Source organism: Rubrivivax rivuli, assembly GCF_004016505.1.
Classification (GTDB): domain Bacteria; phylum Pseudomonadota; class Gammaproteobacteria; order Burkholderiales; family Burkholderiaceae_C; genus Rubrivivax; species Rubrivivax rivuli.
The window spans coordinates 579,697-602,058 of sequence record NZ_SACR01000001.1 but is presented as its reverse complement, the minus strand read 5'-3'; the positions used below and the strand labels follow the sequence as shown (position 1 = coordinate 602,058).

16 protein-coding genes are annotated in these 22,362 nt (G+C 72.3%); 4 read left to right on the top strand and 12 right to left on the bottom strand.

The features are described from left to right. Positions 1-82 precede the first annotated feature (82 nt). Positions 83-679: an ECF-type sigma factor gene (locus EOE66_RS02600; protein WP_128227115.1), complete on the top strand. Its 597-nt coding sequence runs from the start codon at positions 83-85 to the stop codon at positions 677-679. Positions 680-709: 30 nt separating this feature from the next. Here EOE66_RS02600 and EOE66_RS02595 read toward each other — a convergent pair whose 3' ends face one another. The 7 genes from EOE66_RS02595 to EOE66_RS02565 form a co-directional block, all read right to left on the bottom strand. After that, positions 710-1,777, bottom strand: a complete 1,068-nt coding sequence (locus EOE66_RS02595) for a hypothetical protein (RefSeq protein WP_128227114.1) — start codon at positions 1,775-1,777, stop codon at positions 710-712. Positions 1,778-1,920: 143 nt separating this feature from the next. Further along, complete coding sequence (locus EOE66_RS02590; RefSeq protein WP_128227113.1) at positions 1,921-2,496, bottom strand: cob(I)yrinic acid a,c-diamide adenosyltransferase; 576 nt, start codon at positions 2,494-2,496, stop codon at positions 1,921-1,923. Between the two features lie 103 nt (positions 2,497-2,599). Further along, on the bottom strand, positions 2,600-2,914 hold the full coding sequence (locus tag EOE66_RS02585) for a hypothetical protein (protein ID WP_128227112.1): 315 nt from the start codon (positions 2,912-2,914) through the stop codon (positions 2,600-2,602). Positions 2,915-3,007: 93 nt separating this feature from the next. Further along, entirely contained in the window at positions 3,008-3,865 is an 858-nt protein-coding gene (locus tag EOE66_RS02580) for a PEP-CTERM sorting domain-containing protein (protein ID WP_128227111.1), read from the bottom strand. After that, on the bottom strand, positions 3,856-6,342 hold the full coding sequence (locus EOE66_RS02575; protein WP_128227110.1) for a PEP-CTERM sorting domain-containing protein: 2,487 nt from the start codon (positions 6,340-6,342) through the stop codon (positions 3,856-3,858). The genes EOE66_RS02580 and EOE66_RS02575 overlap by 10 nt, the downstream gene beginning before the upstream one ends. A 27-nt stretch (positions 6,343-6,369) precedes the next feature. Continuing rightward, entirely contained in the window at positions 6,370-6,606 is a 237-nt protein-coding gene (locus EOE66_RS02570) for a hypothetical protein (RefSeq protein ID WP_128227109.1), read from the bottom strand. A gap of 130 nt (positions 6,607-6,736) precedes the next feature. Beyond that, positions 6,737-9,874 (bottom strand): ATP-binding protein, encoded by a 3,138-nt coding sequence (locus EOE66_RS02565; RefSeq protein ID WP_164884971.1) that lies wholly within the window; start codon positions 9,872-9,874, stop codon positions 6,737-6,739. A gap of 73 nt (positions 9,875-9,947) precedes the next feature. Here EOE66_RS02565 and EOE66_RS02560 point away from each other — a divergent pair, with 73 nt between their 5' ends. Then, complete coding sequence (locus EOE66_RS02560) at positions 9,948-11,366, top strand: FAD-binding oxidoreductase (RefSeq protein ID WP_128227107.1); 1,419 nt, start codon at positions 9,948-9,950, stop codon at positions 11,364-11,366. 14 nt (positions 11,367-11,380) lie between these two features. Here EOE66_RS02560 and EOE66_RS02555 read toward each other — a convergent pair whose 3' ends face one another. The 3 genes from EOE66_RS02555 to EOE66_RS02545 form a co-directional block, all read right to left on the bottom strand. After that, a complete protein-coding gene (locus EOE66_RS02555) occupies positions 11,381-11,608 on the bottom strand; it encodes a hypothetical protein (RefSeq protein WP_128227106.1) in 228 nt (75 codons plus the stop codon). 95 nt (positions 11,609-11,703) lie between these two features. Beyond that, positions 11,704-14,790, bottom strand: coding sequence for an FAD-binding and (Fe-S)-binding domain-containing protein (locus EOE66_RS02550; protein ID WP_128227105.1), 3,087 nt, complete (start codon positions 14,788-14,790; stop codon positions 11,704-11,706). Continuing rightward, positions 14,787-15,482, bottom strand: coding sequence for a GntR family transcriptional regulator (locus EOE66_RS02545; protein WP_128227104.1), 696 nt, complete (start codon positions 15,480-15,482; stop codon positions 14,787-14,789). The genes EOE66_RS02550 and EOE66_RS02545 overlap by 4 nt, the downstream gene beginning before the upstream one ends. 112 nt (positions 15,483-15,594) lie before the next feature. Between EOE66_RS02545 and EOE66_RS02540 the strand changes: the two genes are divergently transcribed. After that, entirely contained in the window at positions 15,595-16,800 is a 1,206-nt protein-coding gene (locus tag EOE66_RS02540; protein ID WP_128227103.1) for a pyridoxal-phosphate-dependent aminotransferase family protein, read from the top strand. 115 nt (positions 16,801-16,915) lie between these two features. Then, on the top strand, positions 16,916-17,893 hold the full coding sequence (locus EOE66_RS02535; RefSeq protein ID WP_128227102.1) for a Bug family tripartite tricarboxylate transporter substrate binding protein: 978 nt from the start codon (positions 16,916-16,918) through the stop codon (positions 17,891-17,893). A 10-nt stretch (positions 17,894-17,903) separates the two neighbouring features. Here EOE66_RS02535 and EOE66_RS02530 read toward each other — a convergent pair whose 3' ends face one another. After that, positions 17,904-20,117 carry a putative bifunctional diguanylate cyclase/phosphodiesterase gene (locus EOE66_RS02530; RefSeq protein ID WP_128227101.1) on the bottom strand — a complete coding sequence of 738 codons (2,214 nt, stop codon included), beginning with the start codon at positions 20,115-20,117 and terminating at the stop codon, positions 17,904-17,906. Further along, entirely contained in the window at positions 20,114-22,312 is a 2,199-nt protein-coding gene (locus EOE66_RS02525) for an HDOD domain-containing protein (RefSeq protein ID WP_128227100.1), read from the bottom strand. The genes EOE66_RS02530 and EOE66_RS02525 overlap by 4 nt, the downstream gene beginning before the upstream one ends. Positions 22,313-22,362 lie beyond the last annotated feature (50 nt).

Below are 22,362 nucleotides of genomic sequence, written 5' to 3'. Positions count from 1 at the left end.
CCGCCGCCGGCCCCCCGCGTCCCGGGGGGCGCCGTGCCGGCGCGGGCTGGCGTGAGGCCGCGGCACCACAATCACCCCCGCGATGTCTTCCGCCGCCCTTCCGGACCCTGCCGACGCCGAAGCCCTGGGCGACGTCACGCAGTGGCTGCAGCAACTCGGCCCCAGCGGGCCCGAGGCGTCCAGCGAGCTCTTCGTGATGCTCTACGACGAGCTGCGCCGCATGGCACGCAGCCACCTGCGGCGCGAGGACGCCGGCCACACGCTCAGCCCCACGGCGCTTTCGCACGAGGCCTGGTTCCGCATGGCCGAGCAGACGCGCACGGCGTGGAAGAACCGCAACCACTTCCTGGCGGTGGCCAGCACGATGATGCGGCGCATCCTCGTCAACCACGAGATGGCGCGCCGCGCCGCCAAACGCGAGGCCGAACTGGTGCCGATGACGCTGTCGGGCCTGGCCGAGCTGGGCGCACCGCCCGACCGCGACCTGGTGGCCGTGCACGAGGCCCTGCTGGCGCTGGAGGCCACCGACCCGCGCGCCGCCAAGGTGGTGGAGTTGCGCTTCTTCGGCGGCCTGGAACTCACCGAGGTGGCCGAGGCCCTGGGCCTGAGCCGCGCCACCGTCAACCGCGACTGGGCCCTGGCCCGCGCCTGGCTGCACCGCGAGCTGGCCGAGCGTTGAGTCGCCGTGAACGGCCCGGCCCGCGCAGGCTCACCGTTCGCTCTTCAGCCGCGCCACGAACATCTGGCCCACCTGGCCCAGCCCGCCGCCCACCACCTCGCGGTAGCGCACGGGGTCGGCCACGGCTTCCATGGCTGAGCTGCTGTTGCTGTCCTTGCTGCCGATGGCAAAGGCCAGCACCGCCACGGCCACCGCACCCGCCTTCTCGCCCGTGCTCTTGGCCTGCTCGCGCACGGTGCTGAAGGCGCTGGCGTCCAGCGCCAGCGCGCGCGTGAGTTCCAGGCTGCCGCGCACGGCGCCGACCTGCACGCCCAGCGTGGCCTTGCCGACGCTCGGCGCCGTCTTGGCGCCCACCGAAGCGGTGCTGGAGATGCGGCCGAAGAAGCCCTTGTTGTTGTTCGTCAGCTCGACGAAGTTCACCACCATGTGCACCTCCAGCAAGGCGGCGTCGCCCAGCTCCTTGCCCAGCGCCTGCACGTCGCCGATGGAGCCGATGGCCGAGGCCACGCTGCTGAAGCCCGAGAACGTGCCCAAGAGGCCCGCGCTCTTCCCAGGGGCCGTGGCGATGGCCCGGTTCGTGCCGTAGAGCGCCAGGCCCTGGGGCGCCACGGTGATGCTGCTGTCTTCCCGCACCGGCGTGCTCACGCCCGAAGCGGCCAGCTTGGCGTAGCTGGGCGCGGCCGTCACCTGCGCCAGCGGCAGCACCTCCAGCCCGCTGGCGGCCAGGGCCTGCAGGAACTCGACGTACAGCGCCTCCGTCATGGCCTGGAACTCGGGCTCGGCCACGCCCTGCAGGCGGTAGCTGGCCGTCACGCGCGCGCGGCCGGCGGCGGCGAAGCCCGAGGTCTCGGCGCTGGCGCTGTCGGCGGTGATGAACTCCACGCTGAACTGCGGCACGGCCACCCGCCGCAGACCCTTGAGCAGCTGGGCCTCGCTCACCTTCAGCAAGGCGCCCGCCTGCGCGGCAGCGTCGAAATCAGCGGCCACGGCCACGGGCTCGGGCACGTCCTTGGCATGCAGGGCGGCGGGGCCCGCCGCCATGAGCAGGGCCAGGCCCAGCAGGGCGGGGAGGCGGCGAGGCAAACAGCGGACGGGCATGGCGGGCTCCAGGCTTGCGGGGCCGGAAATAGCCCCGCTTGCCGGTCAACGCCGCCTGCGGGCGCCCAACGTCTCACGATGCCTGCACACCGTGGGTTCGCACCGGGGTGCGCGCACCCCGCCCACCTCGGTCCGGCGGCGGCTCAGCCGCCTTCGCGCGCCAGGCGCTCGCTGCGCCAGTAGACGTCGTCGCCGCCCAGGCCGTCGAGGTTGGCGCGGTTGAGCACGCGCGCCAGCACGAAGAGCAGGTCGCTCAGGCGGTTGAGGTACTGGCGCGGCGCGTCGTTCACGGGCTCGGCGGCGGCCAGCGCCACCACGGCGCGTTCAGCGCGGCGCGCCACGGTGCGGCTCACGTGCGCCAGCGCGGCGCTGCGCGTGCCAGCGGGCAGGATGAATTCCTTCAGCCGTGGCAAGGCCGCGTTGTAGTGCGCCAGCGCGTCGTCCAGCCGCAGCACGGCCTCGGCCTTCAGCAGCGTATAGCCCGGGATGCTGAGCTCGCCGCCCAGGTTAAACAGCTCGTGCTGGATGGTCACCAGCAGCTCGCGCACGTCGGCCGGCAGCGGCTCGGCCAGCAGCACGCCCAGGCCCGAGTTCAGCTCGTCGACATCGCCCATGGCCATCACGCGCAGCGCGTCCTTGCGCGTGCGGCTGCCATCACCCAGGCCGGTGGAGCCGTCGTCTCCGGTGCGGGTGGCGATCTGGGTCAGGCGGTTCGACATGGGGCGGCTCGGGCAGGCGGTGGACGAAGCCGCGTATTGAACCACCGTAGCCCTCACCCGCCCGTGGCACGGGTCGCCCGGGCTGGCAGCCCGGGCGTGGTGCTCAGCCCAGCAGCCGCACCGCCACACGCTGCAGCAGCGGCTTGCGGCGCCACTCGCGCGTGGCGCGGTCGGCGAAATCGCGGCCGCGCGGCGACAGGCGCCAGCACTTCGTGCGCGGGCGCTGATCGGGCACCGTCACGGGGTCGATGAGGCCGTAGGCGCGCAGCGTGGGCATCGAGTGGTAGATCGGTGCGCCGCTCAGCACACAGCAGCTGTCGGTCTCGCCGTTCTGCACGAGCAGGTGGCCCTGGCGCAGCAGGTTGAGCACGTCGACGAACTCGGCGCGGTCGGGGATGATCGGATTCGGAGAAGGCATGGCAGGCTCCGGAAACAAGGGCACGAGCACCTTGATTTCGGCACGACGCGGCCGCCAGCAGCCTCCGAAATCCGGGGGATTCCCGGCGTGTTTCTACCGCGTCTGGCGCCGCCGCACCAGCAGGGCCGCCACGCCGCCGAGCATCAGCGCCCAGGTGGCGGGTTCGGGCACGGGGCTGAGGATGGGTTGCGTCGAGAAGCTCACGGTCACCCAGCTGTCCTGGCGGCCGCTGCGCGGGTCGCCGGCGTTGTCGCCGAGCCAGGTTCTGATCTGGATGTCGGGCCGGCTCCACGTGCCGTTGGGCGAACCGCCGTAGGCCCACGAGCCGCTGGCCGAGCCGGTGCCGCTGATGGCCTGGTTGAAGACACCGGAGAAGTACACGTTGTTGCTGGCGATGGCATTGCCGGTGGTGGCGATGTGCCAATCCAGCCGCCAGTACAGGTTCAGGGGCTGCGGGCCGAGCCAGATCGAGGCGTAGCCGTCGTGATTGGCATTGGTGCTGATGCCGTAGCCGGGCTCGTTCTCGCCCAGCACGTTCCACAGGTGGATGAAGGTGCTGGACACGCCGCCGTTGTCCAGCACCTGCTGCGGGCCGACGGTCACCTGGCCGCCCGAGTAGGTGTTGCCCACCGCGCCGCCGCGAGCCAGCAGTTCCCAGCCGACGGTGAGGTTGGCTTCGGCGTTGGCGTAGCCCGGCCGGCTGCTCCAGTTGCGCCCCTGCCCGCTCCAGCTCACCGAAGAGCCGTCGGGGGCCGACGTGGCGCCGTAGCCCCAGTCGGGGCCGAGGTCGGAAGACCACTCGGCGCCGGCCGACATCTGGCTGGCGGGCCAGCCGCCGGCCAGCGTCCAGGCAATGAACTGGGCCTGCTGGGCGGCGGCCGGCAGGCTGACGCAGAGACCGGTGACGAACAGCGCCGCCAGCGGCGCGCGCAGCGAGATCTTCAGATGCATGGGGCTCTCCTGGATGAAATGGTGAATGGCGCCGTGCCGGCTTGCGGCTCGACATCGGCATGGTGGGCAGCCGGCGTTTCACCGGCGTTACGCGGCGCCACGGCGGCCAGGCCGGAGCGCTGCCGCCTGCGCAGCAGACCGCAGGCCAGGCCCCCCAGCATCAGCGCCCAGGTGGCCGGCTCAGGCACGGCGGTCACCGACAGGGCGCCGCCGGTGTACAGATCGCTGGTGTCCCAGGCCAGGCCTTCGGCCAGCGCGGGCAGGGCCAGCGTGGTGAAGCTGCCGCTGACGCCGCCGTTCCAGTCGAAGAGGTCGAAGGCGCTGCCGGCCGCCAAGCCGGCGGCGAGGGCGCTGCCATCGGCCAGAGACAGCGTGGCGCCGTCCAGCAGCACGGCGCCGTTGAAGACGATGCGGTCGTGGGCCAGGGCGCCCGCGGGGCCGGCCGGGCCGCCCGCTGCCTCGGGCGGCCCGCCACCCAGGTTCAGCGCCACTTCGGACGCCACCACGGCGCGCGGGGTCACGTGCAGCACGGTGGGCGTGCTGCCCAGGGCCAGGCCGCCTTCGAAGCGCACTTCGCCGGTGCCGGTGAGCACGCCCGTGCCTTCCACGCGCCCGAAGAAGCTGGCCGCGCCGCCGGCCGACACCCGCAGCTCGCCGCGGTGCACCACGCTGCCGTAGAAGCTGGCGCGCGCGCCGTTGGAAACCACCAGCAGGCCGTTGTTGGTGACCTTGCCGGTGATGCTGCTGTCGCCGAAGCTGAAGGCCAGCGTGCCGGCGTTGAACAGCTGCGGGGCGCCCGCGCCTTCGGGCATGCTGATGTGCGCGTTCTGCAGGCTCACTTCGCCGAAGTTCGACAGGCCGCTGGCCAGCACCGCGTCGGCATGCTGCAGTTGCAGCCGGGCGCCGGCCTGGGTGTAGAAGGCACCGCCCGACACCTGCAGCCGCGCCGGCGCGAAGGCCGTGCCCTGCGCCCGCACGGTGCCCTGGTTGTCGAGATAGGCCACGGCCAGCTGCTGCTGTTCACCGGCGCCCACTTCGATGCGGCCCCCGGCGCGCACGCGCAGGTCGTCGCCGGTCTCCAGGCGCCCACTGCCGCGCAGCACGCCGCCGTTGGCGATAGCCGATTCGGTGAAGGTGGCGACGTTGCCATCGCTCAGGCGCGTGGTGCCGCCGTTCAGGTCCAGCGTGACGAGATGGCCGGCCGTGCCGCCGATGCGCAGCGAGCGCGCCTGGCCGTCGGCGCTGCCCCGCACGGTGGCGCTGCGGCCGGGGTCGATGACGACATCGTGCATCGCGCCCACCCGCGCGGCCGCGGTGCCGGTGCCGGCCCAGTTCCAGCGCTGGCCGGTGCTGTCGTCCCAGGCGCCGTCGCCGCCGTTCCAGTCGGGGTGCAGCGTCATCAGGAAGGCGCGGCTGCCGGCGCTGGTGCTGGCCGTGCCCACCACCTGCGCGAAGCTGTTGATGCCGGAGGCCTCGACGGGGTTCACGCCCGCGCCGGCCAGCGCCGACAGGTTGCTCATGCCCGCGCCTTCGCGCCACAGCATGGCCACGTTGGCGCTGGCGCCGGCCAGGCGCGAACTGCCCACCACCTGGCCGAAGTCGTTGAGGGCCAGCGCCGCGCTGGTGCCGGCGCCCAGGTGGCCCAGGCTGCGCGTGCCCGTGGTGGCCTGCCAGATGAAGGCCTGCACCGTGGTCTGCGGCGTGTTGGGGTTGGTGATCAAGCCCATGCCAACCACGACGCCCAGGTTGTTGATGTCCCGCGGCGCGAGCGAAGGCAGCGCCGTGACGCTGCCGTCGGCTTGCCACAGCTGGCCCACGCCGAACAGGCCGCCCACCATCTGCCCGGCGTCGTTGATGCCCGTGACCTGGCGGTCCTGTGGCTGCAGCTCCAGCAGGCTGCCGTCGTTGCCCCAGCGCATGCCGCGGTCGACGTAAGGCCCCGACCAGTAGCCGGCGGCCACCCCGGCCTCGTTCAAGGCCAGGGCCGCACCGCTGGGCTCGCCCGACGGCACGGGCAGCACGCGCAGCCCGGTGCTCGCTGACCACAGGAAGGGCGCAGAACGGCGGTTGCCCTCCAAGTAGCGCCCTGCCACCTGCCCCGCGTTGTTGATGGCCATCGCGTCACCGGAGACGCTGGCCGGCGTGAGCGCCTGCATGCCGCTGCCGGCCTGCCACAGGAAGCCGCGTGTCACGGCGCCGTCGGAGCTGCTGCCCACCACCTGCCCGAGGTCGTTGACGCCACGCGCCGCGCTGAAGTTGCCGCCCAGCGTCGGCAGCACCTGCACGGTGGCACGGGGTGCGGCGGTCTGCGCCTGCGCCTGCATCTGCGCGGCCAGACACAGCAAGGCGCCCGTGATGGCGGCCCAGCGCACACGCCGGTGCCGATGCTTCGGCAGTGCCGCCGTGGTGGCGCTGACACCCATGCAGGCGGCAGGCGCGGTTGCTGGGGCCTTGCGGCTGGAAGTGCTGGCGTTCATGGGTTTCTCGCTCCTGGTCGTCAAGCGTCAAGGGAGGCCAAGCCGACCCGAGGTCGGGTCTGCAGCCGCATGGTCGGCAGCCGGCGTTTCGCCGGCGTTACCCGGCGCTGCGACAGCGCCGGTCACCGCCCGCTGCAGGTAGGCGGCCACCGCGGCAGGCTCGGTGAACAGCTCGGCGTGCTCGTCGCCCACGGCGCGCAGCACGGCGCGGAACCCGCGGGCGTGCCGCCACACCTGCAGCGTGTACAGCCGGGCTTCTTCCATGGCGCGCACCTCCGGCCGGGGCCAGGGCGGCCGCCCCGGAGCTTCCGGCTGCGGTGCAGGATCGGGCGCGGGCGTTTCTCCGGCGTTTCTCCGACGCTTTCCCGGCGTTGCAGCGCCGCCCGGCAGCGCCTCAGTGCGCTGGCAGCAGCTCGTCGATGGCCGCCCGCAAGGTGGCGTCGGGGTCGGCAGGCGGTGGCCGGGGTTCGCCGGCGTCCAGCAAGGCCTGCAAGGCCGCGCCGGCCTGCTTCTGGCGCTCGGCGTCGGCGCGCGGGTGGGCCGCGCAGGCTGCCAGCAGTGCCGCCGCACGGCCGCGGTGGCCGGTGGCCACCAGCAGCCGCGCCAGGTAGTAGGGCAACTCGGTGAAGAAGGTGGTGGCGTAATTCATCTCGCGCACCGCGCGCGCCACCCGCTGCAGCCGCAGGCGGGCCTGCTCGAAGGCGGCGGCCGTGCCCTGCGCCACCTCCACCAGCACCAGCTCCAGCTCGGCCACCTGCGTCACCTGGTGCAGGCCGCTGGCCTGTGCCAGCGCCAGCGCCTGCCGCAGCGAGGCCGCGGCCTCGGCCGGCGCCTGGCGCCGACTGACCAGCAGCCCCAGGGCCAGGTGCAGGAAGGGCAGCATGTTCGTCAGGCCGTGCTGGCGGCTGAGCGCCAAGCCTTCTTCCAGCACGCGCTGTGCGGCCTCCCAGTCGCCCATGACGCGGTGCAAGCCCCCGAGGTTGTTCAGTTGCACGACGGTGGCGTTGGTGTCGCCCAGCTCTCGGGCCAGCGCCAGCGCGCCGAGGTAGTGCTGCAAGGACAGCTGCAGGCGGCCCAGGCGCTTCTCGGTGATGGCCAGGTTGCCCAGCACCACGGCCTCTTCCTGGCGCTGGCCATGGCGCCGCGACAGGCGCAGCGCGCGCTGGAACAGGTCGCGGGCAAAGGCGTAGTCGCCCGAGGACGAGGCGATGTTGCCCAGCACGTTCAGGCAACCGGCGGCGGCCGCGTGCTCGCCGCAGGCCTGTGCCGGCGCCACGGCGGCCTGCGCCAGCTCGTGCGCCTGGGCCAGCTCGCCGGCGCGGTAGCAGAGCATGGCCACCGCGTGCCGCGTGCGGGCCAGCGCACGCGGTGCCCAGCCGGGCTCACCCGCCGGCACCGGGTGCTGCAGCGCCAGGCGCAGTTCGGCGCCGCCTTCCAGCAGCCGGCCGCGCACTTCGAAGAACCACCGCAAGGCCTGCACCATCACGGCCACCAGGTCGTGGCGCCCGGCGGTGATGGCCCTGCGCCAGGCCGCGCGCACGTTGGCTTCTTCTTCCGAGATGGCCAGCGCCAGCCGGCCCTTGGCCGTGCGCAGCAGCGGCGAGAGGCCTTCGAGCCAGCGCGCGTAGTGCTCGGCATGGCGCAGCCGCAGCGCGGCCACGGCGGCCTGCGCGGCACCGGGCGCATCGGCCCCGCCGTCCCCACCATCACCGCCGTCTGCGGCCACCGGCGCCGCCAGGCGCGCCGCGGCGTCGGTGGCCACCACCGGGTGCAGCCCGAAGCGGCCGTGCTCGTCCACGGCCAGCAGGCTCTTGTCGACCAGCGACGAGAGCATCGGCATCGAGCAGCCCGCCACCGCGCGCGCCGCTGCCGTCGTGAAGCCACCCTCGAAGACCGACAGCGCCATCAGCGCCGCCCGCTCCTGCGGCGCCAGCAGGGCCCAGGTGCCGTCGAGCACGGCGCGCAGGCTGGCGTGCTCGGGGCGGGCCAGCGGCTCGGCGGCGGCGGGGTCGCGTTCCAGCAGGTCGATGGAGCCGCGCAGGTCTTGCGCCACCTGCTCGGGGGGCAGCAGGCGCACCCAGCGCGCCGCCAGCGTGATGGCCAGCGGCAGGCCGCCCACGGCCTCGACGATGGACAGCACGGCGTCCAGGTGGCGGGCGAGCTGGAAGTCGCGCTGCACGGCCTGCGCGCAACGCTCGAACAGGCGCACGGCGTCGTAGCTGCCAGCGGCCTCGAGGTCGCGGCTGTCGGCGTCGGGCACGGCCAGGCCGGGCAGCGGGTGCACGGCATGGCGCAGCGTGTCGTCAGGCCAGGGCAGGCGCTGGCGCGAGGTGAACAGCAGCGCCAGCTGCGGCGCCGCCTGCAGCAGGCGCTGCAAGGGCGCGGCCAGCGGGGTGAGGTGCTCGGCGTTGTCCAGCACCAGCAAGCAGGGCGCGGTGGGCAACGCGCGCGCCAGCAGCGGGATGGCGTCGACGGTGTCGCTCGGCGCCGCACCCAGCGCTTGCGCGATGCGGGCCAGCGCCTCGCTGGGGGTGCGCAGGTCCTGCAGCTCCACCCAATGCCGCGCCCCCGGGAAGCGTGCGGCCAGGCGCAGCAGCAGCTGCTGCGCCAGCCGGCTCTTGCCCACGCCGCCGGGGCCCATCAGCGTGACGCTGCGCAGGCCGGGCTCGTCCCACAGCGCCTGCAGCGCTGCCAGCTCTGCACGGCGGCCGACGAAGCCGTCGTCGGGCGTGGGGGCGGCGCCGGCCGTTGGCGCGGCCGACACGGCAGCTGCAACGCCTGGCGCCTGTGCCGCCGGTGCTGGCTGAGCCGAGGGCACCGCAGCGCCGTGCACCAGCGCGCGCAGCGCCGCGGCGGGCTCCACGCCCAGCTCTTGCGCCAGGCGCCGGGCGTAACGCTGGTACTCGGCGCGCAGCTCGGCCAGGCGGCCTTGCGCGGCCTCGGCTTGCAGCAGCAGCGTCACCGCGGCCTCGTCCAGCGGGTCGACGTCCAGCAGGCGGCGCGCGACCTCGGCGCGCCCACCGGGGTCGGCCTGGGCCTGGGCATGGGCCAGTGCGGTGTCGCGCCACGCGGCTTCCAGCCGCGTGCGTTCGGCCTGCAGCCAATCGGTGAAGGCGCCGTTGCGGGGGTCGTCCAGGCCCTGCAGCGGCGGGCCGCGGCGCCAGGCCAGGGCGGCGGCGCGTTCGGCCGGCTGCTCGCGCTGGGCGCGGAAGGCCTGCACGTCGCTGCGCACCGGCCAGCGCAGCGCGTGCGGCTGGGCCTCCAGCCCTTCGAGCCGGTGGGCTTGTGCCAGGGCGTGGGCGTCGTGCACCACCTTGCGCAGGTTGCGGCGGGCGTCGGCAGCACCGCGCTCGGGCCACAGCAGCGCGGCCAGACGGTCGCGCTCGATCCAGCCACCGGCCTGCAGCGCCAGCACGGCCAGCAGCTGGCAGCGGCGCTCGGCGCTGAACACCAGCACCGCCCCCTCGGCACCCTGCCATTCGGGAACGCCCCACAAACGCAAGGGGGGCGGACCTTCGGGGCTGGGGTGCATCGGGGTGTTGGTGGGCGTGGCTTGCAGGCAAGATGCCGGACCCGCCATCGCGCGTCAACCCGCACGCCCCCCCATGAACGCACCCACGCCCGCCCAGCACCTGCAACGCCCCGTGCCGCCCGCCATGCTGGCCGCGCTGCGCGCGGCCTTCGGCGAGCGCTGCAACACCGCCTTGAGCGTGCGCGAGCAGCACGGCCGCGGCGAGAGCGTGTACGACGCCGCGCCGCCGGAGGCCGTGGTCTTCTGCGAAAGCAACGAAGACGTGATGACCGTGGTGCGCCTGGCCGCGGCGCACGGCGTGCCCGTCATCCCCTACGGCACCGGCACCTCGCTGGAAGGCCACCTGCTGGCGGTGCAAGGCGGCGTCAGCATCGACCTGAGCCGCATGAACCGCGTGCTGCGCCTCAACGCCGAAGACCTGACGGTGACGGTGCAGGCCGGCGTGACGCGCGAGCAGCTCAACCGCGAGATCCGCGACAGCGGCCTCTTTTTCCCCATCGACCCTGGGGCCAACGCCAGCCTGGGCGGCATGGCTGCCACGCGCGCCAGCGGCACGAACGCCGTGCGCTACGGCACCATGCGCGAGAACGTGCTGGGGCTGACGGTCATCACCGCCAGCGGCGAGCTGATGCACACCGGCACGCGTGCGAAGAAAAGCAGCGCGGGCTACGACCTCACGCGGCTGTTCGTCGGCAGCGAGGGCACGCTGGGCGTGATGACCGAGATCACGCTCAAGCTCTACCCGTTGCCCGAGGCGGTGAGCGCGGCCATCTGCCACTTCCCCAGCATCGATGCCGCCGTGCAGACCACCATCCAGACCATCCAGATGGGCGTGCCCATCGCGCGCTGCGAGCTGCTGGACGCCAACGCCATCCGCGCCGTCAACCTGCACAGCAAGCTGGGCCTGCGCGAAGCGCCGATGCTGCTGATGGAGTTCCACGGCAGCGAGGCCGGCGTGCAGGAGCAGGCCGAGACCGTGCAGGCCCTGGCCGCCGAACACGGCGGCGAGGCCTTCCAGTGGGCCAAGACGCCCGAAGAACGCACGCGGCTGTGGACGGCGCGCCACCAGGCCTATTTCGCGGCGCTGCAGCTGCGCCCGGGCTGCCGCTGCCAGAGCAGCGACACCTGCGTGCCCATCTCACGCCTGGCCGAAAGCATCAACGAGAGCGTGGCCGAGGCCGAGGCCAGCGGCATCCCTTACTGGATCGTCGGCCACGTGGGCGACGGCAACTTCCACCTGAGCTACCTGATGGACCCGAACGACGCCGCAGAGGCCGCGAAGGTGGAGGAACTCAACGTGCGGATGGTGCGCCGTGCGCTGCGGCTGGAAGGCACCTGCACCGGCGAGCACGGCGTGGGCCTGCACAAGATGGGCTACCTGCTGGAAGAAGCCGGCGCGCCGGCGGTGGCCGCCATGCGGGCGATCAAGCAGGCGCTGGACCCACAGAACATCATGAACCCGGGGAAGGTGTTCGCGCTGCAGCCGGTCTAGGCGGAAAGCCAGCCTCAGACATTGCCCGCCCAGGGCAGCAGTTCCTCGGGCAAGGGCTCTTCCCGGTTCACCTCGCTGAAGCCCAGCAGGTGCACGGCCGCACGCAGGCCCTCGAGAAAGCGGCCGCGCCGTGCGGCCAGCAAGGTGAGGCTGCTGCCCAGGCAGACGATGAACAGCGCACCGTGCAGACCGGGCAAGAGGGTCAGCGCCGGCAGGGCCAGCGGCAAGGCAGTGCGCTCCATGCCCGTGATGTTGCGGTGCCGCACCCGGGGCCAAACGCGGAAATGCGGCGGCCCGGCAGCGCATTCCTGCGGTCTGCGTGGCTGTGCGCCCGGGCTCAGTGGAGCAACGAAGCCAGCAGCGCCGCCGCATGCACGGCCTGCCGCTGCGCGCCGTGTTCGATCTGGTGGCGGCAACTGGTGCCGTCGGCCACCACCACGGCATCGGGCTGCTGGCGGATGGCAGGCAGCAGGCTGAGTTCGGCCATCTGCTTCGACACCGCCTGGTGGCGCGCCTCGTAGCCGAAGTGGCCGGCCATGCCGCAGCAGCTGCTCTCGATGAGTTGCGGTTGCGCGCCGGGGATGAGCTTCAGCACCTCCAGCACCGGGCTGACGGCGCCGAAGGCCTTCTGGTGGCAGTGGCCGTGCACGAGCAGCGGTTGGTCCAGCGGCCTCAGCGACAAGGCAAAGCGGCCGGCCTTCACTTCGCGGGCGATGAACTCCTCGAAGAGCAGCGCTTGCGCGGCCACCGCCTCGGCCTTGGGGCCGAGCTTCAGCGCCAGCGCCTCGTCGCGCAAGGTGAGCAGGCAGCTGGGCTCCAGGCCCACCACGGGAATGCCGGCGCTGACCAGCGGCAGCAACGCGTCGAGCAGCGCCGAGAGCGAAGCCCGCGCCGCGGCCACCTGGCCGGCGGCCAGCATCGTGCGGCCGCAGCAGTGGTGGCCGCCGTCCTTGCTGACCGTGTGCAGCGCGTAACCGGCCGCGTGCAGCACGCGCGCGGCATCGAGCGCGTTTTCGGTCTCGAAGCCGCCGTTGAAGGTGTCGACGAAGAGCACGGCCACCCTCTGGCCGGCGCGCGCCGCGGCGATGGCTTCGTCGGCCCCGACGAAGGGCGTGCCCGGTGTGGCGGCGGCGCGGCGCGCCCAGAAGGTGTCGCGCCGGAAGGCCGGCAGCGTGCGGCCGGCGGCGATGCCCAGCCAGCGCTCGCCCAGCCGCCGCGCCAGCGGGCTGCGGTTGCGCAGGTTCAGCAGCGCGGCCAGGCCCGGCACACGTGCGGCGCGCTGCACCTGCCGCGGCAGCCCGGCGAGCAGCCGGTCTTTCAGCGTGAAACCATGGCGCGCCTTGTACTGCGCGGTGAACTCCAGCTTCATGCGCGCCATGTCCACGCCCGTGGGGCAATCGCGCTTGCAGCCTTTGCAGCTGACGCAGAGGTCCATCACCTCGGCGACGGCTTCGCTGGTGAAGGCGTCGGGCCCGAGTTGCCCGCTCAGGGCCAGCCGCAGCGTGTTCGCGCGGCCACGGGTGACATGCTGCTCGTCGCGCGTGACGCGGTAGCTCGGGCACATGGTGCCGGCGTCGAACTTGCGGCAGTGGCCGTTGTTGTTGCACATCTCCACGGCCATAGCCAGGCCGTGCGTGCTGTCGCCGCCAGTGCCAGGCGCGGTGGTTTGCTCGGTGACGGGGTGGGCCTGGACGTTCCAGGCGCTCCAGTCGAGCACGGGTGTCAGTGCGATGCGGCGGTAAGGCTTCGGCGCGTCGGCCGGCGGAAAGCGGAAGAGCGCGCCCTCGTCCATCTTGGGCGTGTCGACGATCTTGCCGGGGTTGAAGAGGCGCTGCGGGTCGAGCTCGTGCTTGATGGCGCGGAAAGCTTCGCCCAGCTTCGGCCCGAACTGCCATTCGATCCACTCGCCGCGGCACAGGCCGTCGCCGTGCTCGCCGCTGAAGGCGCCCTTGTACCGGCGCACCAGCGCGGCGGCTTCTTCGGCGATGGCGCGCATGCGCTGTGCGCCATCGCGCCGCATGTCGAGAATGGGCCGAACGTGCAGCGTGCCCACGCTGGCGTGCGCGTACCAGGTGCCGCGCGTGCCGTGGCGCGCGAACACCTCGGTCAGCGCATCCGTGTACTCGGCCAGGTGCACCAGCGGCACGGCGCAGTCTTCGATGAAGCTCACCGGCTTGCCGTCGCCCTTCAGGCTCATCATGATGTTCAGGCCGGCCTTGCGCACCTCCCACAGGTTCTTCTGCGCGGCCTCGTCGGGCATGGCCACCACGGTGCCGGGCAGGCCCAGGTCGCCCATCAGGGCCTCGAGGTCGCGCAGCTTCTGCAGCAGGGCCGCCTTGTCGGCACCGGCGAACTCCACCAGCAGGATGGCCTCGGGTTGGCCGATCAAGGCCGTGCGCATGGTGGGCGCGAAGGCGGGGTTGGCCAGGGCCAGCTCCACCATCGTGCGGTCGACCAGCTCCACGGCCGTAGGCCCCAGCTTCACGAGGTGCTGCGCGCTGTCCATCGCGCGGTGGAAGCTGGTGAAGTTGACGATGCCCAGGGCCTTGTGCCGCGGCAGCTCGGCCAGGTTCAGCGTGAGGCTCTTCGTGAAGGCCAGCGTGCCCTCGCTGCCCACCAGCAGGTGTGCGAGGTTGACACTGCCGTCGGGCGTGTACGGGCGCTCGCTGCGGGGGTGGAAGATGTCGAGGTTGTAGCCTGCGACGCGGCGCATCACCTGCGGCCAGTGCGCCTCGATCTCGGCGCGGTGCTGCTCGGCCAGGCCGCGCACGAAGTTCGCGAACTGCGCGGCGCGGCCGCTGGCCTGGTCAACGCGGCCGAAGTCCACCACCTCGCCATCGGCCAGCCAGGCCTGCGCGCCGGCCACGTTGTGCACCATGTTGCCGTAGAAGAGGCTGCGGCTGCCGCAGGAGTTGTTGCCTGCCATGCCGCCCAAAGTGGCCTGCGCGCTGGTGGACACGTCCACCGGGTACCAGAGGCCGTGTTGCTTCAGCGCGGCGTTGAGGTGGTCCAGCACCAGGCCGGGTTCCACCGTGGCGGTGCGGGCCTCGGGGTTCACATCGAGCACGCGGCGCAGGTGCTTGCTGCAGTCGATGACCAGCGCGGCGCCCGTGGTCTGGCCGCACTGGCTGGTGCCGCCGCCACGCGGCAGCACGGGCACCTTCAGTTCACGCGCCACGGCCAGCGCGGTGGCCACGTCTTCTGGCGTGGTGGGCACGAACACGCCCACGGGGGTGATCTGGTAGATCGACGCGTCGGTGGCATAGCGTCCGCGCGAGGCGGCGTCGAACATCACCTCGCCGCGTGTTTCGGCGCGCAGGCGGCGCGCCAGGGCTTCGCACACCTCGTTGGACGGCAGAGCGGTGTGCGGGTGTTCGGCCGGCGGGCCCAGGCGCGCGGTTTCTTCGCGGGTGAGGGCGTTCATGCCTGCTGCCCCTGCCAGCGCTCGGCCAGCGTGCCGGCGCGCATCAGCTCCAGCACGGTGTCGCGCTTGTGCGCGAGGTGGGTCTTCAGGATCTGCCGCAGCGCCGCGCCGTCGCGCGCGTCCAGCGCTTCGAGCATCTGCGTGTGCTCCTGCATCGCGCGCTGCCACTTGGCTTCGTTCTGGTTGGTGCGGAAGCGCAGGCTCTGCACCCGCGCGTTCACCTTCTGCAGCGTGCTGTCCAGCACCGGGTTGGCAGCCGCTTCGGCGATGCCGGCGTGGATCAGCGCGTTCAGCCGGTAGTAGCCCGAGAGGTCATGCCGCGCGTGGCAGGCCAGCATCTCGTAGTGCTTGGCGCGCAGTTCGCCGCGTGCGGCATCGGTGATGCGCTGCGCGGCCAGCTCGCCGGCCAGGCCTTCCAGCTCGGCCAGCAGCTCGAAGCTGTGCACCACGTCGGCCTCGGTCAGCTTCACGGCCACGGCGCCGCGGTTGGGCAGCAGGTCCACCAGGCCCTCGGCGGCCAGCATCTTGATGGCCTCGCGCAGCGGGGTGCGGCTGATGTGCAGGGCCTCGGCGAGTTCACGTTCGTTGAGCTTGGCGCCCGGGGCGATGCGGCCTTCCACCAGCCAGGTGCGCAGGCGTGCGGCGGCCTGCTCGTGCAGCCCCGCGGGGCCCAGTTCGATGATGTCTGCCATGGTGAGCACATTCTGCATGCAAATCTGGACGGGTGACGCAGAGGCAGCCTCGGGTAATCCAGCAAGCCCCAGGCTGTTTTGCATGCAAAACTTCGGCGCGAAAGGAATTCCCATGCTCACGCTGAACCAGCACCCTTCCGGCCGGCACTTCCTGCAGATCCCTGGGCCCAGCCCGGTGCCCGACCGCATCCTGCGCGCGATGTGCCTGCCCACCATCGACCACCGCGGCCCCGAGTTCGGCCGCCTGGGGCTGAAGGTGCTGGCCGGCATCCAGCAGATCTTCCAGACGCAGCACCCGGTGGCCATCTACCCCGCCAGCGGCACCGGCGCCTGGGAGGCGGCGCTGGCCAACACCATGAGCCCCGGTGACCGGGTGCTGATGGTGGAGACCGGCCAGTTCGCCACGCTGTGGCAGAAGATGGCCACGCGCCTGGGCCTGCAGACCGAGTTCATCAGCGAGCCCGGCACCTGCGCCGAGACCGGCCTGCCGCTGGCCTGGCGCCGCGGCGTCAATGCGGCGCTGATCGAAGAGCGCCTGCGGGCCGATGCCGGCCACCAGATCCGGGCCGTGTGCGTGGTGCACAACGAAACCAGCACCGGCGTCACCAGCGACATCGCCGCCGTGCGCCGCGCCATCGACAGCGTCAAGCACCCGGCGCTGCTGATGGTGGACACCATCTCGGGCCTGGCCAGCGCCGACTACCGCCACGACGAGTGGCGCGTGGACGTGGCCATCAGCGGCTCGCAGAAGGGCCTGATGCTGCCGCCGGGCATCAGCTTCAACGCTTTGAGCCCGCGTGCGCTGGAGGTCAGCAAGACCGCCAAGTTGCCCAAGAGCTTCTGGGCCTGGGACGAGATCGTGGAGATGAACAAGGGCGGCTACTGGCCCTACACGCCCAGCACCAACCTGCTCTACGGCCTGCACGAGGCGCTGGACATGCTGCTGGCGCAGGGCCTGCCCACCGTGTTCGCGCGCCACCAGCGCTGGGCCGCCGGCGTGCGCGCGGCCGTCACGGCCTGGGGCCTGCCCATCCAGTGCGCCGACCCGGCGGTGTACTCGCCGGTGCTCACCGGCGTGGTCACGCCCGCGGGCGTGGATGCCGACGCCGTGCGCAAGCTCATCCACACACGCTACGACATGAGCCTGGGCACGGGCCTGGGCAAGGTCAAGGGCCGCATGTTCCGCATCGGCCACCTGGGCGACTGCAACGACCTCACGCTGGTGGCCACCGTGGCCGGCTGCGAGATGGGCCTGAAGCAGGCCGGCGTGAAGCTGGCCGGCAGCGGCGTGCAGGCCCTCATGGAAGCTTTCACATAGCCCCCAGGCTCGCTCCGCTCGCCACCCCCCGAGGGGGCTCTGGCAGCGGCCCGGCAGAGCCGGTTCCGCGCCAGGCCTTGATGAGTTCCCGTTCACAAAAGCAGGAGACACGACGATGAAGAGACGCACCCTGATCCAAGGCGCCGCCGCGGCACTGGCCGTTCCAAGCGCCGCGTTCGCGCAAAGCGGCTGGCCCAGCGGCCCGGTGAAGATCGTCGTGGGCTTCCCGCCCGGCGGCGGCACCGACGCGCTGGCGCGTGTGGTGAGCGCCAAGCTCACGCAGATGTGGGGCCACCAGGTCATCGTCGAAACCAGGGCGGGCGCGGCCGGGCTGATCGCGGCCGAGCACATCGCGCAGCAGCCGGGTGACGGCAGCGTGCTGCTGATGGCGCACATCAACAGCCACGCTTTGGGCCCGGCGCTGCAGGGCGCCAAGCTGCGCTACAACGCCGAGAAGGACTTCGTGCCCATCTGCCTGGTGGGCGTGACGCCCAACCTGCTGGTGGCCAACCCCGGCGTGCCGAACAAGAGCGTGGCCGAGGTGGTGGCGCGCTGCCGCGCCGAGCCGGGCAAGATCGCCTTCGCGTCGGCCGGCCAGGGCTCGGCCCAGCACCTGGCGCTGGAGATGTTCAAGGTGCGCGCGAAGGTGGACGCCATCCACGTGCCCTACAAAGGCAGCGGCCCGGCGCTCACCGACCTGATGGGCGGGCAGGTGCAGTACTGCTTCGAGACCATGACCTCGGCCACGCCGCACGTGAAGAGCGGCAAGATCGTCGCCGTGGCCCAGACCCGCCTGCAGCGCGCCAAGGGCCACCCCACGGTGCCGACGATGCAGGAGCAGGGCTTCGATGGCTTCGAGGCCACCACCTGGTACGGCCTGGTCGGGCCCAAGGGCCTGCCGGCGGCCATCGCCGACAAGATCAACCGCGACACCAACACCGTGCTGGCCATGCCCGACGTGGTGGCGCAGCTGGAAACCTACGGCGCCGAAGACGGCGGCGGCAGCCGCGAGAAGTTCGCGCAGTTCATCCTGAGCGAGCAGGCCAAGTGGGCCAAGGTGGTGAAGGACGGCAACGTGAAGGTGGACAGCTGAGGCCTGGCCTTCACCCGCCCAGCGGCGTCGGCAACTGTGGCGGGTGGCTCAGCAAGGGTGTCAGCGCCGACGCCGGCATGGGGCGGCCGAGCAGGTAGCCCTGTACCTCGTCGCAGCCCATCGCACGCAGCGCCTGCAGCTGCTCCACCGTCTCCACGCCTTCGGCCACCAGTTGCAGGTTGAAGCCGCGCGCGATGCCGACGATGGCCTGGATGATGGGCGAGTCACCCTCCACGCCCAGGTCGCGCACGAAGCTCTGGTCGATCTTCAGGCTGTGGATGGGAAAGCGCCGCAGGTAAGCCAGCGACGAGTAGCGCGTGCCGAAATCGTCGATGGCCACGCGCACGCCCTGCGCGCGCAGGCGCTCGAGCTTTTCCACGACGCTGGGCGCGTCGTCGAGCAGCATGTTCTCGGTGATCTCGATCTCCAGCGCACCCGGCGGCAGCAGGTGGCGCGCCAGCGGTGCGGTCACGCGCTCGACGATGTCGTTGCGCACCAGCTCCAGCGGACTGAGGTTCACCGCCATGCGCAGATGGCGGTAGCCCAGCGCGTGCCACAGCGCGAGTTGGCCGCAGGCGCGCTCCAGCACCCAGTCACTCAAGGCGCAGATCATCCCGGTCTCTTCGGCCAGCGCCACGAACTGGCCGGGCATCAGCAACCCGAGCACCGGGTGGCGCCAGCGGATGAGCAGCTCCACACCGACCACGCGCCCCTGCCCCAGGCTGACCTGGGGCTGGAAATGCGCCTCGAACTGGCCCTGGGCGACAGCGCGGCGCAGATCGTTCTCCAGCGCCAGGCGCTGCGTGTGGCCGGCGTTCATCCCGGTGGTGAACATGCGCCCGCCATTGCGGCCGCTGGTCTTCACCTCGTACATCGCGATGTCGGCGTTCTGCATCAGCTGCTCGGCCGTGAGCCCGTCGCGCGGGTAGGTGGCAATGCCCACGCTGGCGGTGGCGCGGAACTCGCGGTCGCCCAGCAGGAAGGGTTTGTCCAGCTCGGCCAGGATCTTCTGCGCGATGGGCAGCGCGTCATCGGCATTGGTCAGGTCGGGCAGCAGCACGGTGAACTCGTCGCCGCCCTGGCGCGCCACGGTGTCGCCCGCGCGCACGCAGCCGCGCAACCGGTGCGCAAAGCTGCGCAGCAGCTCGTCGCCCAGCAGGTGGCCGTAGGTGTCGTTCACGAGCTTGAAGCGGTCGAGGTCGATGAACATCACGCCCACCAGCTGGCCGCGGCGTTCGGCCTGCACCAGCGCCAGCTCGAGGTGGTCCTTGAACAGGCGGCGGTTGGGCAGATCGGTCAGCTGGTCGTGCAAGGCCTGGAAGCTGATGGTCTCTTCGGCGCGCTTGCGGTCGGTGATGTCGCGCACCACGCCGTAGCTGCCCACGAAACGCCGCCGCTGCCGCAGGCCCGAGGGCGCGCCGGGCACCGCGCCCGGCGCGGCGGTGTCGTCGTACACGCCCATGGCGCTGACCGTCGTCACCAGGTGGCGTTGCGCTCGGCCGCCGGCCAGGCGCGGCCCGCACAGCAGGCGCAGCTCGATGTTGGTGGAGGCGCGTTCATCACTGCGGCGCTCGGCGAACGCGAAACGCGCCAGGGCCACGTCGTCCTCGTGCACGATGCGCGTGTAATGGCTGCCCAGCAGCTCGTCACGCGCATAGCCCAGCAGCGATTCGACGCGCGGGTTCACGAAGACGAAGCGCCCGTTCTCGTCGAGCGTGTAGACGATGTCGGGCGAGCTTTCCACCAGGAAGCGGTGCAGCCGCTCCGAGTGCGCCAGCCGCGCCGTCATCTCGGCGTTCTCGCGCTGCAGGCGCAGGCGCAGCAGCGTCTGCTCCACGCGCTCGGGCAGGAAGTCGAGGTCGTCGGGCTTGCGCACGAAATCGAGCGCACCGTGGCGCAAAGCGCGCACGGCGGCTTCGAGTTCGCGCTGGCCGCTGACCATCATCACGCCGGTGTGCGGGCGGTTCTCGGCCAGCCAGCGCAGCACGTCCAGGCCCGAGATGCCGGGCAGGCCGATGTCGAGCAGCACCAGGTCGAAGCTGCGCGCCTTCAGCGTGGCCAGGGCCTCTTCGCCCGAGCCGGCTTCGGCGATGTCGCGGCCGGGCTGCGCGAGCAGCAGGCGGAAGCTGCCGCGCAGGCGCGCGTCGTCGTCCACCAGCAGCAGCTGCGGCGTGCCGGGGCCGGCCGGCAGCGGCGTATGGAGATGGTCGACCAGCGCGTTCATGGGGCAGCAGGCGGGGACACGAGGCGCTGGGCCGGGGTGGCTGTGCCGGCATCGGCAGGCTGCTGCGGCAGCAGGATGAAGAATCGCGTGCCGCGGCCGGCCTGGCTCTGGCAGGCGATTTCGCCGCCCAGGCGGGTGACGAGGGTGTGGACGATGGACAGTCCCAGGCCCGAGTGCCCCGCACGGCGCGTTCGGCCCAGCGGCCGGAACAGCGACACCATCACGTCACCCGGCAGGCCGGGGCCGTTGTCGGCGATGCACAGCTGCGTGTAGATGCGGCCGTCGCGGTGGATGTGGTCGGCGGTGCTGGTGGTCACGCGCGCACCGGGGGGCAGCGCCTCGGCCGCGTTCTTCCACAGGTTCAGCACGATCTGGCGCAGGCCGTCGCGGTCGGCGCGCGTGGCGGCCAGCGGACGCTGGAGTTCCAGCGCCAGCTCGATGCCGGCGCGCCCGAACAGCGGCTCTGCGTAGAGCGCATACAGGCCTTCGACGGCGGTGTTGAGATCCAGCGTGTCGGCAGCCGCAGCGCTGTCCGGCGGCGGCTCGCCCAGCTGGCGCACGATGCGGCCCACGCGGTCGATTTCCTCGTGCAGCACCTGCAGCTCCTCGCCGAGCTGCACGCCCTCGGGCAGCTTGCGCCGCACCAGGGTGAGGTAGTTCTTGATGATGCCCAGCGGGTTGCTGACCTCGTGCACCACCTGGCGCTCGCGCTCGCGCAGGCGGTCGGCGGTGGCGGCTTCGAGTTCGCGGTCGCGTTCGCGCTGCGCGCGCCACTGCTGCAGGTGGCCGGCCAGCAGGCCGGCAAAGCTGCCCAGCAGCGCCAGGCGCTGCTCCAGCCGTTCGGCCTGCAGGCGACCCACGGGGCAGGCCATCACGCCCAGCACCACGCCGCCGGCGGCCATGGGCACGCACAGCAGGCCTTCGCTGCCCAGGGCACGCGCCAGCTGCAGGTCGCTGACCGACAACGGCCCCGCAGGCCCGCTCTCGAAGGTGGAACAGGTGCGCCCGGTGTGCGCCGCGCGGCCGCAGGCGCCCGAGGCCGCGTTCTGCAGGTTGACCTGCAGGCGCTGCAGCTGCGGCGGCTGGCCGGGCAGCGACAGGGCCGAGAGCACGGCGTCGGCGCCGCTGCGCAGCAGAAAGACGACATCGCGCACGCCGAAGAGGATGCGGGCCGATTCGCGCGCGGCGTTGAGCAATTGCGGCTCGCTGTCGGCCGCGGCCAGCTCGTGCTGCAGCGGCTGCAGCGTGGCCATGGCGCTGAGTGTTTCGCGCAGCTGCTCGCGGGCGACATCGGGCGTGGCCGGTGGCGCCGGGCGCCACAGCGGCAGGGGCGTAGGCCCGGCAACGGTTTTCACGCCCAGGGCGCCGGCCAGCGTGGCCACATCGGCCTGCGCCTGCCCCACCAGACGCGCCAGCAGCATGGCGGGCAGGCCCACCAGGTGGCCGGCCGATTCGAAGGCGGCGGCATCGGGCGCGGCATCGGCGGCCAGCGCGTCGCAGGCGTGGGCCACCCACAGCGCGCGGGTCAGCGGGTCGGCCAGCGCCACGTCTTCCGGGCTGTGGTGGTGGAAGAGCAGCGCATCGGCCATGAAGGAAGGCAGCTGCCAGCGGTCGACCAGCCAGGCGCCCACGGCCGCGTGGTCGGTCTGCAGCGCGGCGCGTTCCAGCGGCACCAGTGCTGTCTCGGTGCCGCCGGCTTCGCCCAGCAGCGGGCCGTAGCGGGCAGGCAGGCCGCCCAGCAGCAGCAGCTCGCCCACATCGTGCAGCAGGCCGGCGAGGTAGGCTTCTTCGGGGTTGGGCTGCTCGGTGGCCGTGGCGATGGCCTGCGCCAGCTCGGCCACCATCAGCGTGTGGCGCCAGAAGCCGTCGAAATCGCCGGCCCGCGCACCGGTCAGGCCTGCGAAGGCCTCGCGCACGGCGATGCTGGCGGCGATGCTGTGCAAGGTGCGCACGCCCAGCACCTGCAGGCACTGCTTCAGGCTGCGCAGTTCTCCGCGGGTCTTGTAGGCGGCCGAGTTGGCCACCGTCAGCACGCGCGCGGCGAGTGCGGGCTCGCGCCGCACCAGCTCGGCCAGCTCGTCCATCGAGATGTCGTCGCGCGCGACCGCCTGAAGGAAGGCCAGCACGGCGCCCGGGGGCGTGGGCAGGTCCAGCGACTCCAGCGCTTCCAGCGTCGGACGGGGCAGGTTGAGCAAGTCGGGGCCTTGGGGCGTGGGCAGCTGTTCAGGGCTTGGCTGGACAGGCG

Coding starts and splice junctions, on each gene's coding strand:
- EOE66_RS02560 (WP_128227107.1), top strand. CDS start 9,948: ATGAACGCACCCACGCCCGCCCAGCACCTGCAACGCCCCGTGCCGCCC.
- EOE66_RS02595 (WP_128227114.1), bottom strand. CDS start 1,777: ATGCCCGTCCGCTGTTTGCCTCGCCGCCTCCCCGCCCTGCTGGGCCTG.
- EOE66_RS02565 (WP_164884971.1), bottom strand. CDS start 9,874: ATGCACCCCAGCCCCGAAGGTCCGCCCCCCTTGCGTTTGTGGGGCGTT.
- EOE66_RS02585 (WP_128227112.1), bottom strand. CDS start 2,914: ATGCCTTCTCCGAATCCGATCATCCCCGACCGCGCCGAGTTCGTCGAC.
- EOE66_RS02545 (WP_128227104.1), bottom strand. CDS start 15,482: ATGGCAGACATCATCGAACTGGGCCCCGCGGGGCTGCACGAGCAGGCC.
- EOE66_RS02580 (WP_128227111.1), bottom strand. CDS start 3,865: ATGCATCTGAAGATCTCGCTGCGCGCGCCGCTGGCGGCGCTGTTCGTC.
- EOE66_RS02540 (WP_128227103.1), top strand. CDS start 15,595: ATGCTCACGCTGAACCAGCACCCTTCCGGCCGGCACTTCCTGCAGATC.
- EOE66_RS02575 (WP_128227110.1), bottom strand. CDS start 6,342: ATGAACGCCAGCACTTCCAGCCGCAAGGCCCCAGCAACCGCGCCTGCC.
- EOE66_RS02590 (WP_128227113.1), bottom strand. CDS start 2,496: ATGTCGAACCGCCTGACCCAGATCGCCACCCGCACCGGAGACGACGGC.
- EOE66_RS02600 (WP_128227115.1), top strand. CDS start 83: ATGTCTTCCGCCGCCCTTCCGGACCCTGCCGACGCCGAAGCCCTGGGC.
- EOE66_RS02555 (WP_128227106.1), bottom strand. CDS start 11,608: ATGGAGCGCACTGCCTTGCCGCTGGCCCTGCCGGCGCTGACCCTCTTG.
- EOE66_RS02570 (WP_128227109.1), bottom strand. CDS start 6,606: ATGGAAGAAGCCCGGCTGTACACGCTGCAGGTGTGGCGGCACGCCCGC.
- EOE66_RS02550 (WP_128227105.1), bottom strand. CDS start 14,790: ATGAACGCCCTCACCCGCGAAGAAACCGCGCGCCTGGGCCCGCCGGCC.
- EOE66_RS02535 (WP_128227102.1), top strand. CDS start 16,916: ATGAAGAGACGCACCCTGATCCAAGGCGCCGCCGCGGCACTGGCCGTT.
- EOE66_RS02530 (WP_128227101.1), bottom strand. CDS start 20,117: ATGAACGCGCTGGTCGACCATCTCCATACGCCGCTGCCGGCCGGCCCC.